Origin of the sequence: Halorhabdus amylolytica, assembly GCF_004944975.1 — an archaeon.
Classification (GTDB): Archaea; Halobacteriota; Halobacteria; order Halobacteriales; family Haloarculaceae; genus Halorhabdus; species Halorhabdus amylolytica.
Map to the genome: position 1 here is coordinate 47,772 of NZ_SPQG01000004.1, position 10,320 is coordinate 58,091.

17 protein-coding genes, 1 tRNA gene and 2 pseudogenes are annotated in these 10,320 nt (G+C 65.3%); 1 reads left to right on the forward strand and 19 read right to left on the reverse strand.

Features of this window, described 5'->3' with window-relative positions; translation table 11 throughout:
* Positions 1-37 precede the first annotated feature (37 nt).
* From E3374_RS18070 to E3374_RS07150, 19 genes and pseudogenes are all read right to left on the reverse strand, one after another.
* Positions 38-199, reverse strand: a pseudogene (locus E3374_RS18070) (helix-hairpin-helix domain-containing protein); the annotation flags it as partial.
* Positions 199-735 (reverse strand): 50S ribosomal protein L6, encoded by a 537-nt coding sequence (locus E3374_RS07065; RefSeq protein ID WP_136688381.1) that lies wholly within the window; start codon positions 733-735, stop codon positions 199-201. The pseudogene E3374_RS18070 and the gene E3374_RS07065, both read right to left, overlap by 1 nt.
* A 2-nt stretch (positions 736-737) precedes the next feature.
* The gene (locus E3374_RS07070) at positions 738-1,130 is read right to left on the reverse strand and encodes a 30S ribosomal protein S8 (protein WP_136688382.1); all 393 of its coding nucleotides are present in this window, start codon (positions 1,128-1,130) and stop codon (positions 738-740) included.
* A gap of 2 nt (positions 1,131-1,132) precedes the next feature.
* Positions 1,133-1,327, reverse strand: coding sequence for a 30S ribosomal protein S14 (locus E3374_RS07075; protein ID WP_136688383.1), 195 nt, complete (start codon positions 1,325-1,327; stop codon positions 1,133-1,135).
* Complete coding sequence (locus E3374_RS07080) at positions 1,324-1,851, reverse strand: 50S ribosomal protein L5 (RefSeq protein WP_136688384.1); 528 nt, start codon at positions 1,849-1,851, stop codon at positions 1,324-1,326. Before E3374_RS07080 ends, E3374_RS07075 begins: the two co-directional genes overlap by 4 nt.
* 170 nt (positions 1,852-2,021) lie before the next feature.
* Positions 2,022-2,738, reverse strand: a pseudogene (locus tag E3374_RS07085) (30S ribosomal protein S4e); the annotation flags it as partial.
* Entirely contained in the window at positions 2,735-3,091 is a 357-nt protein-coding gene (rplX, locus tag E3374_RS07090; protein ID WP_136688386.1) for a 50S ribosomal protein L24, read from the reverse strand. The gene rplX and the pseudogene E3374_RS07085, both read right to left, overlap by 4 nt.
* Before the next feature lie 2 nt (positions 3,092-3,093).
* Positions 3,094-3,492 (reverse strand): 50S ribosomal protein L14, encoded by a 399-nt coding sequence (locus E3374_RS07095; RefSeq protein ID WP_136688387.1) that lies wholly within the window; start codon positions 3,490-3,492, stop codon positions 3,094-3,096.
* Positions 3,492-3,818: a 30S ribosomal protein S17 gene (locus E3374_RS07100; protein ID WP_136688388.1), complete on the reverse strand. Its 327-nt coding sequence runs from the start codon at positions 3,816-3,818 to the stop codon at positions 3,492-3,494. The genes E3374_RS07095 and E3374_RS07100 overlap by 1 nt, the downstream gene beginning before the upstream one ends.
* Positions 3,809-4,126, reverse strand: a complete 318-nt coding sequence (locus E3374_RS07105) for a ribonuclease P protein component 1 (RefSeq protein WP_136688389.1) — start codon at positions 4,124-4,126, stop codon at positions 3,809-3,811. Before E3374_RS07105 ends, E3374_RS07100 begins: the two co-directional genes overlap by 10 nt.
* Positions 4,126-4,335 carry a 50S ribosomal protein L29 gene (rpmC, locus tag E3374_RS07110; protein WP_136688390.1) on the reverse strand — a complete coding sequence of 70 codons (210 nt, stop codon included), beginning with the start codon at positions 4,333-4,335 and terminating at the stop codon, positions 4,126-4,128. The genes E3374_RS07105 and rpmC overlap by 1 nt, the downstream gene beginning before the upstream one ends.
* A complete protein-coding gene (locus E3374_RS07115) occupies positions 4,332-5,315 on the reverse strand; it encodes a 30S ribosomal protein S3 (protein WP_136688391.1) in 984 nt (327 codons plus the stop codon). The genes rpmC and E3374_RS07115 overlap by 4 nt, the downstream gene beginning before the upstream one ends.
* Complete coding sequence (locus E3374_RS07120) at positions 5,315-5,791, reverse strand: 50S ribosomal protein L22 (RefSeq protein ID WP_136688392.1); 477 nt, start codon at positions 5,789-5,791, stop codon at positions 5,315-5,317. Before E3374_RS07120 ends, E3374_RS07115 begins: the two co-directional genes overlap by 1 nt.
* A gap of 3 nt (positions 5,792-5,794) precedes the next feature.
* A complete protein-coding gene (locus E3374_RS07125; protein ID WP_136688393.1) occupies positions 5,795-6,220 on the reverse strand; it encodes a 30S ribosomal protein S19 in 426 nt (141 codons plus the stop codon).
* Positions 6,221-6,275: 55 nt separating this feature from the next.
* The gene (locus E3374_RS07130) at positions 6,276-7,004 is read right to left on the reverse strand and encodes a 50S ribosomal protein L2 (protein WP_136688394.1); all 729 of its coding nucleotides are present in this window, start codon (positions 7,002-7,004) and stop codon (positions 6,276-6,278) included.
* 2 nt (positions 7,005-7,006) lie between these two features.
* Positions 7,007-7,270, reverse strand: coding sequence for a 50S ribosomal protein L23 (locus tag E3374_RS07135; RefSeq protein ID WP_136688395.1), 264 nt, complete (start codon positions 7,268-7,270; stop codon positions 7,007-7,009).
* The gene (gene rpl4p / locus E3374_RS07140; protein WP_136688396.1) at positions 7,267-8,010 is read right to left on the reverse strand and encodes a 50S ribosomal protein L4; all 744 of its coding nucleotides are present in this window, start codon (positions 8,008-8,010) and stop codon (positions 7,267-7,269) included. The genes E3374_RS07135 and rpl4p overlap by 4 nt, the downstream gene beginning before the upstream one ends.
* A 5-nt stretch (positions 8,011-8,015) precedes the next feature.
* Complete coding sequence (locus tag E3374_RS07145; RefSeq protein ID WP_136688397.1) at positions 8,016-9,026, reverse strand: 50S ribosomal protein L3; 1,011 nt, start codon at positions 9,024-9,026, stop codon at positions 8,016-8,018.
* A 7-nt stretch (positions 9,027-9,033) separates the two neighbouring features.
* A complete protein-coding gene (locus tag E3374_RS07150) occupies positions 9,034-9,948 on the reverse strand; it encodes a putative RNA uridine N3 methyltransferase (protein ID WP_136688398.1) in 915 nt (304 codons plus the stop codon).
* 203 nt (positions 9,949-10,151) lie between these two features.
* On the opposite strand from E3374_RS07150, the gene E3374_RS07155 reads away from it, so the two are divergent.
* Positions 10,152-10,222 (forward strand) — tRNA-Gly (locus tag E3374_RS07155).
* Positions 10,223-10,320: the final 98 nt, after the last annotated feature.

Sequence of the window (10,320 nt, forward strand, 5' to 3'; positions counted from 1 at the left end):
CGTCAGGTTCGACGTCACCGACGTCGGCCTTGATCCGGGCGGCCAGCGCGTTGCCGATGCCGTCGACTTCGGTGAGTTGTGCTTCCGTCGCTTCCCGCAGGTCGGCGACAGTCTCGAAGCCTGCCTCACGAAGTGATGCAGCCGTTCCGTCGCCGATCCCGCTGACGTCCGTCAACTCGGTTCGTTCGTCGTCGGCCATCAGACCTCACCTCGGTTCGGTTTCTCGGTGATATAGACGCCGTCCTGGAAGACACGGACGTCCTTGTCCGTGACGCGGGTCAGCTGCTCGACGTCCGCGGCCGTCTGGCCGACGTCCTCGATGCTGGGCCCGCGCAGCGTCATCCGTTCCTCGTCGATCTCCACCTCGGTGTCCCCGTGGATCGGGGTCCGTCGCGGCGCGCGCTCGCCGAGGAAGTTCTCGATGACGATCTCGCTCTCCTCGGCGCGCACCTGCATCGGGAAGTGAGAGTAGAAGACTTCCATCTCGTACTCCCAGCCCTCGGTGACGCCGTGGAACATGTTCTGCACGTGGCTCTCGAAGGTCCCGACCGTCGACATCGTCTTTGCATCGTCGGCCTCGGACTCGATGACGACCGCGTCGTCGGTCACCTCGACGGTGACGTCCGGATACCACAGTCGGCGTGTCACGCTGCCTTCGGGGCCCTCGACGGTGAGCTCGAGATGGTCCATCTCGGCGCTCACGTCCTCCGGTAACTGTAGTTCTGTGCGTGGCATTGTCAGTATACGTAGGCGATCACCTGGCCACCGACGCCCTCCTCGCGGGCCTCGTAGTGGCTCATGATCCCGTGGCTGGTGGTCACGACGAGTGTCCCGTAGTCCCGGGCAGGGAGGAACCGCTTCTCCCACTGCTCGAACTCCTCGGCTCCCGCCGAATAACGGGGTTTGACGGGACCGCACTCGTTGATCGCACCTTTCAGTTCGACCTCGAACTTGCCGGCCTTGCCGTCCTCGATGTGTTCGAAACCGTCGATGTAGCCGCGGTCGTAGAACACTTCGAGGACGTTGCCGATCTCGTTCGAGGCGGGCTCGACCGTGTGTGTCAGCTGGCCGACGCTCTCTGCGTTGTCGATCTCTGCGAGCGCCGCACTGAGTGGATCGTTTCCTGTCATCGTTAGCTGTACTTCTTGAATCCCATGTCGCGGGCGATCTCGCGGAAGCACTGTCGGCACAGGTAGATGTCGTACTTCCCGACCAGCCCCTGTTCGCGCCCACAGCGCTGGCAGGCCTCTAGCTGGCCGGTCCGTTTGGTGGCCTGCTCGCCGGTCGCCTCCGCGCCCGCGTCGCTGTCTGTCTCGCTCTCGCTCATTCGCTCACCTCCACGTCGAAGGTCGACTCGACGAACGCGATGGCGTCCTCCGGGTCGAGTCGATGGTTGGCGGGGATCGACCGGGAGGCCTTGTCGCGCTTGGTGACGCGATAGCCCGGCCGCGTCAGGTTCACCGTCACGTCCAGTCCGTAGATCCCGATCGTCGGGTCGTACTCCTGGCTGGGGAAATCAGTGTGTTCCTCGACGCCGAAACTGAAGTTGCCGGTCTCGTCGAACTGCGACGCCTCGATGTCGACGAACTCCAGGGCAGTCTCGATGAACTCCTCGGCGTCGTCGTCCCGTAGCGTGACCTTCGTCCCGACGGGGTCACCCTGCCGAATCTCGAACTCGCCGACGGTCTCCCTGGCGTTGGTCCGGACGGGCTGCTGGCCGGCGATCTCCGCGAGGATCTCCTCGGCGTCCGCCAGCTCCTGGCCACCCTGGCCGATACCCATGTGGACGACGACCTTCTCGACCGACGGTTCGCGCATCGGGTGGAACCCGGCCTCGGTCTCGGAACTCATTCGTCGTCACCTCCGTCGTCGGATTCGGCCGCTGCCTCCTCGGCTTCGGTTTCGTCGTCCGTGGATTCCTCGTCGTCCGCTTCGGACGCTTCTTCGTCCTCGTCGTCAGCTTCTTCCTCGTCGGACTCGGCGTCCGCAGGCTCTTCTTCGGCCTCAGCCTCGTCGGCTTCGTCCGAGGCCTGATCGGCGTCGTCACTAGTGAAGTTCTCGTCGATGACGACGACGTACTCCTCGACAGTTTCGACGGTCGAACCGTCCTCACGCTCGATGATGACGTTGTTGTCGGCGCTGCCGGGGGTGACTTGAATCTCTTCGATCGTCCCGATCTCGCCTGCGTGCTGGCCGTCGACGGCTGTCACCAAGGCCCCTTCCTCGTACTCGAAGTGGGCGACGACTTCCTCGCTCTCGTTGGCGACGACGATCGAGTCGTTGCCGTCGTACGGCGTATCGTCCTCGACCAGTAGCGTCTCGCCGTCGTGCAGTGTCAGCTGAAGGTCACCACCGGGGATGTTACGCTTCGCAATGATCTTACCCAGCTTCGACTGTGCCGCGTCCTCGTCGATGGGGGTCAGCGCGAGCCGACCGCCCTCGCCGGGGAACACGCGGTAGAACTCCTCGCGCTCCGTGAAGGCGAGGATGTCGAACATCCCCACCGGGCGGGTCTCGTCGCTGACGGGATCGCCGTTGATCAAGATCTGGTCCTGATCGAGCGCGAACCGGGCCTCCTTGCGGCTGTCGACGTATCCCAGAACGTCCCGAAGGACGATCAGCAGGGGCACGCCAGCCTCGCCGTGCGGGCCGGCGTCGGCCTTGACGGTGAAGGTCTCGGTCTTGCGCTCGACCGGCCAGCGTTCCGGTACCGAGAGTCGTTTCTGGTGGTTGCTCATTGGTCGTCCTCCTCGAGTCGCTGCCGTCGCACGTCGTCGGACAGATCGAGATCCGTCACGCGGACGTTGCTCGCCTCCAGACGGCGGGGAGTTTCCTCGCCGTCGGCGGTCTCGACGGTGACGTCCTCGACGCTGATCGTCGCGTCACGGAGGTCGACATCGATCACTTCGCCTTCCTCGCCGGCGAAGTCGCCGCGCATGACCTCGACCGTGTCGCCCTCGTTGACGCGGACGCGACGGGTATTGTACTCCTCGCGGAGTTCGTCGGTCAGCGTCGCATGGACCTGCTTGTGTCGCTCGTGCAACGGAGCGCGCTCGGTCTCGTTGCGCTGTTTGGTTGGTTGCTCACTCATGTCTATACGATCATCGTGGCTGCCGAGGCGATTGAACCGAAGCGTTCGGCCACTTCTCGGGCGATCGGCCCGCGAAGTTCGGTGCCCCGGGGATCCTCGTTCTCGTCGACGATGACGGCCGCGTTGTCCTCGAACTTCACGCGCGTGCCGTCGGGTCGACGGATCGGCTTGCGCTGGCGGACGACGACCGCCTCCAGCACCTGCCGTCGCATCTCCGGGGTGCCCTTGGTCACCGAGACGGTGACTTTGTCACCCAGGCCCGCCTTCGGGTGGCGGTTCTTCGTCCCGGAGTAACCCGCGACGCTAATGACCTTGAGTTCACGCGCGCCCGTGTTGTCCGCACACGTGACGAGCGATCCCTTCTCTAAGCCCTGCGTGACGTCGGCGTTGAGGGCCTCCATCAGGCCTCACCTCCGTGTTTCTCGACCACTACGTGGGACTTCGTCTTCGAGAGTGGTCGGGTCTCTGCGATCGTGACCGTGTCGCCCTCATCCAGATCCACACACGGGGGTGCGTGGGCCGGGATGCGACTCCGCCGTTTCATCAGGCGGTCGTATTTCGGCACCGGGACGTCGTACTCGCGCTCGACGACGACGGTCTTCTCCATGTCTGTGGACGCGACCGTGCCTTCGACCGTCTGCCCGCGCACCGAAAGGGTGCCATGGAACGGGCAGTTGGGGTCGTCACAGGTCGCCTCCGGCTGTCGTACGTTCAATCCTAACGCCATGTGGAATCACCTCTCCGCTCGGTCCGTCTGGCCGGCCGCGCCACGAGTCGCTTCCCCTCGACGGTGACGACGGCGGACCCACTTGCGTCGGGGTCGTCCGCCTCACTATCGGGGAGTTCGAACTCGAAGGTCGCGACGGCCTTCGGGACCTGCCACGTCCGCCCGCCAACCCCGATCACGAGGGTGTTGGTCGTCTCGTCGAGGACCGTTCCCTCGATGCCAACGAGATCGGGGTCGGTCGCGTCGCTGACGCGAACGGCGAGCCCGATCAGTTCGTGGCGCGGGAGTTGGGCGGCGGTTCGTGGCATTACGCAGTCTCCTCAGCTTCCTCAGCTTCGATCGTCTTGATCCGCGCGATTGCCCGGCGGATCTCCTTGATGCGCCCGGGGTTGTCCGGGGCACCACCCGTCGCCTGGACGGCGCGGGCGTTCAGCAACTCCGTCTGGAGATCCTCGAGTTCGGCCTCGCGCTCGGCGGGCGTCATGTCGCGGATCTCCGTCGGGTGGAGGATCGTCATTTGTCATCCCCCTCCTCGTCGGCATCGTCTTCGTCTGCGGTCGCGTTTTCGTCGTCTGCTTCGTCTCCGTCTTCCATTTCATCGAGGAGTTCCTCGGCCGCTTCTTCTGTCTCCTCGTCGAGTTCCTCGTCGACTGCCGACTCGAGTTCGTCGAGGTCTTCCTCGACACCCGAATCGTCCGGGACGTCGACATCTTCGAACTCCTCGGCCTCGTCGGCCTCTTCGAGGACTTCCTCCTCGGGAGCTCCCTCGCCGTCAGCTGTCTCCTCGTCAGCCTCGGGCGGCGCGCCCGTCGTCGGCTCTCCTTCGCCTTCTTCGGGCTCGCCGGCGAGCAGTTCTTCGACTGAGTCGCCCTCGACCTCTTCGACGTACTCGCTCACGTCGACGTCCTCGTAGATCTCGAAGTCGTCGGGCAACACGGCATCCGGTGGGATGATCTTGACGTCCACGCCGATCGTTCCGAGCTTCATGACGGCGACGCCCTGACCGTGGTCGACGATGTCCTCGGCGGGTTCGCCGTTGTGCTTGATGTACCCGCGATTGAACTTCTCGACGCGAGAGCGTGCGCCCGTGACCTTCCCGCTCAGCACGATCTCCGCACCCTTCGCGCCGGCCTCCATGATCCGGTCGATCGTGGTGTGGCCAGCCTTCCGGAAGTACCAGCCACGTTCTAAGGCGTTGGCCAGGCGGTCGGCGACGATCCGGGCGTTGAGGTCCGGCTCCTCGACCTCCTGAACGTCGACTTGCGGATCTTCGAGGTCGAACTCCTCCTCTAAGGTCGTGGTGATCTTGCGGATGTTCTTCCCGCCCTTGCCGATCACCATGCCGGGCTTTTCGGCCTTGAGAACGATCTGGGTCCCCATCGGCGTCTTGGCGACTTCCATGCCGCCGTAGCCTGCTCGACCGAGCTCTTCGGCGAAGAACTCGTCGATCTGGGTGCGCTGGAGGCCGTCCTCGATAAACTGCAGTTCGTCGGCCATCAGGCACCACCCTCCTCGGCGTCGGGTTCTACCAGGATGAGTTCGACATCGACCTCCGGCGTGTTCCACTCGTTGGCTCGACCCATCGCACGGGGCTGGCGACCGCGCTGTTCGCCGACCTTGTGGGCGGCGACGTGCATGATCTCCATGGACTCGCCGTCCATGCCCGCGTACTCGGCGTTGCCGATGGCGTTTTCGAGCAGATCGAGGAAGGCCTCACTGGCCTTCTCGGGGTAGCGGCCGGCGTCCCAGCCGTCGATGTCGTTGCGATGGCCGACGCCCGAGTTGTGGGACTTGAAGGGCACCGACTGCTCGCCCTCGATGACGTCCGCTAAGTAGGCGACCGCCGCCTCGGCGGTCATGCCCTTGATCTCCCGGGCGATAGCCTTGCTGTGCTTGTGGCTCATCTGACGCTCCCGGAGCATCGCTTTTGCCGTGGTGTCCGGGTCCGCGTCGACTGAGTAGCTGATTCCCATGGATTACTTGAGGGGCACGAACTTCGAGGAGCGGGTCGCCCCGATCCCGGCCTGTCCGTGCTCGACGCTCGTGCGCGTGAGCTGGAACTCTCCCAGATAGTGGCCGAGCATCTCCGGCTCGACTTTCACGCGCTCGAAGCTCTGGCCGTTGTGGACCGCGAAGGTGATCCCGACGAACTCGGGGAGGATCGGCATGTCCCGCAGGTGTGTCCTGATCGGGTCGTTAGCCGTCTCTTCCTCGCCGGCTTCGCGGGCCGCCTCGAGCAGTTGTTCCTTCTCGTAGGACAGGCCGCGCTCGATACTTCGCCGCTGCCGTGCGGGGAGCAGTTCCGCGACTTCCTCGATCGACATCTCCTGCAACTCCTCTAACGTGTGGCCACGGTAGGTGAACTCGCCCTCGTGGCCGATCTGGTACTCACTGGAACTCATCCGTCGTCACCTCCGGTGATGATGAGATTGTCGCGCGCACGATGTGCGACAGAACTCATTCGTCCTCACCTCGCCCGGTGCGTCGCGAGGAGATGTCGCCCACCTTCCGACCCGGTGGGGCGTTGCGCGAGATGGACTTCGGTTTCCCGGGATGCTGGCGGCCGCCGCCACCGAAGGGGTGGTCGACGGCGTTCATCGCGACCCCACGAACCCGCGGCCACTTCGTCCCGCGGGAAGCCATCTTGTGATACTTGTTTCCGGCCTTCACGAAGGGTTTCTCCGTCCGGCCGCCGCCAGCGACGACGCCGATCGTCGCCCGGCAGTCCGGATCCAGTCGCTTGACCTCGTCGCTGGGCAACTGGACGACTGCCACGTTTCGGTCGTGGGCCATCAACTGGGCCGAGACACCCGACGCGCGGGCGAACTGCCCACCGTCGCCAGGGTTGGCCTCGACGTTACAGATCTGGATCCCTTCGGGGATCTCCGCCAGGGGCAGCGTGTTGCCCGGTTCGATCGACGCCGTGACACCGACCTGGATCTCGTCGCCGACACCGACGCCTTCCGGCGCCAGCACCAGTCGTTGGTCGCCATCCTCGAACTCGACGGCCGCGACGGGTGCCGATCGGGCCGGATCGTGTTCGAGATCCACGACCGTGCCCGCGATGACGTCGCCGTCACGCGCTTCGGTGCTCCGGTGTGAGAGATCGGACTTGTAGCGGTGGGAAGGCGCCCGGAACGTGGGCGTCCCGCGACCGCGTCGTTGTCCCTGAATGCGTCGTCCCATTTTCAGAACACCCCGATTCGCGAGGCGATCTCCTCAGCGTCGTCGTCAGCCGAGAGAGTGACCTCTGCCTTTTTATTGCCGTTCATGGTGACCTGTGTGTTCACGCCGATGACCGTCACGTCGAATTGCTGTTCGACGGCCTCACGCACGTCCTCTTTGGCTGCATCCGTCTTGACGATGAACTGGAGCTTATTCTGGAAGTCCATCTTGTCCATCGCCTTCTCGGTGACGTGCGGGTGCTCGATGACGTCGATCGGATCGGTCATCGGTCAGCCACCTCCGCGAGGGCGCTCTCGGTCCAGACGGTCAGTCGGCCGGCCGTCGCGCCAGGGGCGAGGTCTTCCGCGTTGACCTCGCGTGCGGTCGTCACGTCCGCGCCCGCGAGATTGCGGGCGGCCGTCGAGGGTTCCTCGCTCGTGACGAACAGGATCGACGTCGGCGTGCGGTACTTCCGGCCCCGGGTCGTTCCCTGGCCGGCCCGCACAGTCCGGTCGTCGGCCCGTTCGATGTCCGCGTGGACACCGAGGCTCTCGAGCACGTCGACGACGTCCTGGGTTTTGACCAGATCCTCGAAGTCGTCGGAGACAACCAGCGGCAGGTCGACCTCGTCGTCGAACTCGTGGCCGCGCTCTTCGACCAGTTCGGCGTCTGCCGTCGCGGCGATCGCCGACCGGGTCGCGAGCTTGCGCTCCTTGTCGTTGAGGTCGGGCGCGGGATCCTTCTCGGCCTTCGGCGGGTGTGCCTGTCGACCACCGACGGTCTGGGGCACGCGTCGTGCCTGCCCGTCTTGCTGGGGGACGTGGGCCTGCCCGCGGCCACTCCCCATCGACTCGGCGGGCGTCCGCAGCCCCGCGTACTCGTCGGCTCCGTACTTCTGTTTGCGGTTTGCCTGGGCGGCGAGCACTGCCGTCTTGATGAGGTCGGGCCGGTAGGGCGTCTCGAAGACGTCCGGGAGCTCGACCTCGCCGTCGGCGTCGCCGTCCAGGTCGTGTAGTGTTGCCTGCATTCATCTCACCCCTGGTTGGACTCCGTCGAAACGTACCGCACCTCGGGGTCGAGACGCGGCTGGTCGGTCGGCCGGACGGCCGGGCGCAGGCGAACCAGACGCTCCTCGGGCCCGGGAACCGAGCCCTTCACCAGCGCGTACTCCCCCTCGACCTCGCCGTAATTGACGAAGCCACCGTCGGGGGTGATCTCGTCGTCGCCGAGGTCGATGAGGCGCTTGTTGAGTTCGGTTCGCTGGTGGTAGCCGGTCTGTCCCTGCTGGGGCACCGTCGAGCGAACCCGCGAGGGGTTCCACGGGCCCAGGTTGCCGATCCGGCGTCGCCAGCCCTGGCGGGCGTGTTTGCCCTTTCGCTTTTGGACGCCCCAGCGCTTGACGGGGCCCTGGGTGCCCTTGCCCTTGGTGACGCCCGCCACGTCGGCATACTCGCCGGCGCGGAAGACATCGGTCATGGCGTACTCGCCAGCCTCAAGCAGTTCGAGGCCGTGATCGAGTCGATCGGCCAGCGAACCACCGCCGACGCGAGTCTCCATGACGTCCGGTTCGTTCTTGGGAACGCTCGGGAGTTCGCCCGGGACCGTGTGCGTGATGAGGCGCACGTCCCCGAGACGACCGTCCTCCAGTGCGTCCCTGATCTGTTCCTCTGTAGCGTCGCGGTCCTGGCCCTCCGGGAGGTCGATGGCCCGATCGAGATCCGGGTGGAACTCGTCGGTCCAGACCTCCGTGAGGGGGCGCAGGCCGTACGGCGTGTCTTCGTAGGCTCGCAGAGCCACCGCCCGCATCGGCGGCGTCTCGACGACAGTGACGGGCACGGTCTCCTCCATACCCTCCCGCGGGGAGTCGGGCTCGTCGTTGATGACGACGACGTGGCTCATGCCGGCCTTGTAGCCGGCAAAGCCCTGTACGCCCGGCTGGCCCGCGTCGTCGGGCCAGGTGTTGAACCGCGGCGTCTCACTGGTCGCGCGCTTGCGCGGACTGTAGGCCAGCGAGCCTTTGCGTGGTCTGCTTGGTTGTGGCATCGGATTCTCACTCCGTGAGTGTCAGGGGGCCGAGGGTGGCGAACATCGCTTCCTCCGTTCGCACGACCTCGCTTCCCTGGTTGGGAACCGTGTTCAGCCAGAGGTCGAACCGGGTTCCGTCCGGTCCTGATCCGGTGACCGCGTCTTCTGCGTCGACGTCGTCCTCCGTGTCGTCGGTAGTCGCCAGCTCCGCCACGGTGGCCGAGCCAACGGACTCCGTATCGACGCCGAGGATAGCCGGCAAACCGCGCTCGGGCGCCCCGAAGACGACTGTCATGTCGCCACCGGCCCCATCGACGGTCCCGATCAACTGTTCCAGCCGCCCGGATGTGAGCGGCTGGCCGTGACGGGACGCGGCGATGGTGACGCCGGCAGTGGAGCGTTCGAGCGCCGTATCGAGGTCCGTGCGATCCACGTCGAATCCTGGTGGGGATTCGTCAGTGAGTTTCGCGCGGACCGGTCGTCTCGAAGAGACCCTGACGGTGACACGCTCTCTCTCCCGAACGTTCCGGTCGTCCGGAACGGGCAGAGAGATCGGGTGTTGCAGGCCGCAATTGACCCGGACGCGCCCATCAGGTCCGACCTCGGTCACGATTCCCTGTCTCAACGACCCCGAATCGTCCGATCCGGAGCCGGTCCGTGTCGCGACGCGGAGCGGCGGCAGGACGCCGACACACTCCAGTTCGTCCCGCCTGTCCCATACCGCCTTTCGGAGGTAGGGGGGTGTGGCGGCGTACCGCAGCACGGTTTCGACGAACCCGTCGCCCCATCTCCCCGCCCCGTCTGGGTCGGGGAAGACGGTCAAGCGGTCGACCCCGAAGACAGTGGCCGCACGGGCCACGTAGCCGATCTTCCGGGTCGCCTCGCGTTTGTCCTCCGCCTCGCGGCAGAGTGACGACGGCACGAGTGCGTTGAGCGTCATGCCGTGACGCTTCCAGGCCACGCCACTAGACTGTGCCGATTACTCCCGGGCCGAGTCCTAAAAGGATGCCGCTTTGACCCGGTCGTGAGACGCTCTCTCAGGGGATTGCGGTGCATGGGTGTGGGTGGCGAGAGTCATTCGCGTTCGGGCGTCCGATTCGGAAGCCTTATATTTCTCTCACGCCCGATTTTGAGATGCACCGTGCGACGGTGGTGTAGTGGTATCACAGGACCCTGCCACGGTCCTAACCCGAGTTCAAATCTCGGCCGTCGCACCTTCTTCAACTCAAATTCACGAGCGACGCGTTTCATCGCGTCGCGATTCCTGATGTTGTGTAGTGCGTAATAGAGATTTGAACTACGCGAGTCGCAG

Excerpts from the sequence above, each read along its gene's own strand:
- E3374_RS07130 (WP_136688394.1), bottom strand. The coding sequence starts at position 7,004 with ATGGGACGACGCATTCAGGGACAACGACGCGGTCGCGGGACGCCCACG.
- rplX (WP_136688386.1), bottom strand. The coding sequence starts at position 3,091 with ATGAGTGAGCAACCAACCAAACAGCGCAACGAGACCGAGCGCGCTCCG.
- E3374_RS07080 (WP_136688384.1), bottom strand. The coding sequence starts at position 1,851 with ATGAGTTCCGAGACCGAGGCCGGGTTCCACCCGATGCGCGAACCGTCG.
- E3374_RS07070 (WP_136688382.1), bottom strand. The coding sequence starts at position 1,130 with ATGACAGGAAACGATCCACTCAGTGCGGCGCTCGCAGAGATCGACAAC.
- E3374_RS07065 (WP_136688381.1), bottom strand. The coding sequence starts at position 735 with ATGCCACGCACAGAACTACAGTTACCGGAGGACGTGAGCGCCGAGATG.
- rpmC (WP_136688390.1), bottom strand. The coding sequence starts at position 4,335 with ATGACGATCCTCCACCCGACGGAGATCCGCGACATGACGCCCGCCGAG.
- rpl4p (WP_136688396.1), bottom strand. The coding sequence starts at position 8,010 with ATGCAGGCAACACTACACGACCTGGACGGCGACGCCGACGGCGAGGTC.
- E3374_RS07075 (WP_136688383.1), bottom strand. The coding sequence starts at position 1,327 with ATGAGCGAGAGCGAGACAGACAGCGACGCGGGCGCGGAGGCGACCGGC.
- E3374_RS07135 (WP_136688395.1), bottom strand. The coding sequence starts at position 7,270 with ATGACCGATCCGATCGACGTCATCGAGCACCCGCACGTCACCGAGAAG.
- E3374_RS07115 (WP_136688391.1), bottom strand. The coding sequence starts at position 5,315 with ATGGCCGACGAACTGCAGTTTATCGAGGACGGCCTCCAGCGCACCCAG.
- E3374_RS07095 (WP_136688387.1), bottom strand. The coding sequence starts at position 3,492 with ATGGAGGCCCTCAACGCCGACGTCACGCAGGGCTTAGAGAAGGGATCG.
- E3374_RS07105 (WP_136688389.1), bottom strand. The coding sequence starts at position 4,126 with ATGCCACGAACCGCCGCCCAACTCCCGCGCCACGAACTGATCGGGCTC.
- E3374_RS07100 (WP_136688388.1), bottom strand. The coding sequence starts at position 3,818 with ATGGCGTTAGGATTGAACGTACGACAGCCGGAGGCGACCTGTGACGAC.
- E3374_RS07125 (WP_136688393.1), bottom strand. The coding sequence starts at position 6,220 with ATGAGTTCCAGTGAGTACCAGATCGGCCACGAGGGCGAGTTCACCTAC.
- E3374_RS07145 (WP_136688397.1), bottom strand. The coding sequence starts at position 9,026 with ATGCCACAACCAAGCAGACCACGCAAAGGCTCGCTGGCCTACAGTCCG.
- E3374_RS07150 (WP_136688398.1), bottom strand. The coding sequence starts at position 9,948 with ATGACGCTCAACGCACTCGTGCCGTCGTCACTCTGCCGCGAGGCGGAG.
- E3374_RS07120 (WP_136688392.1), bottom strand. The coding sequence starts at position 5,791 with ATGGGAATCAGCTACTCAGTCGACGCGGACCCGGACACCACGGCAAAA.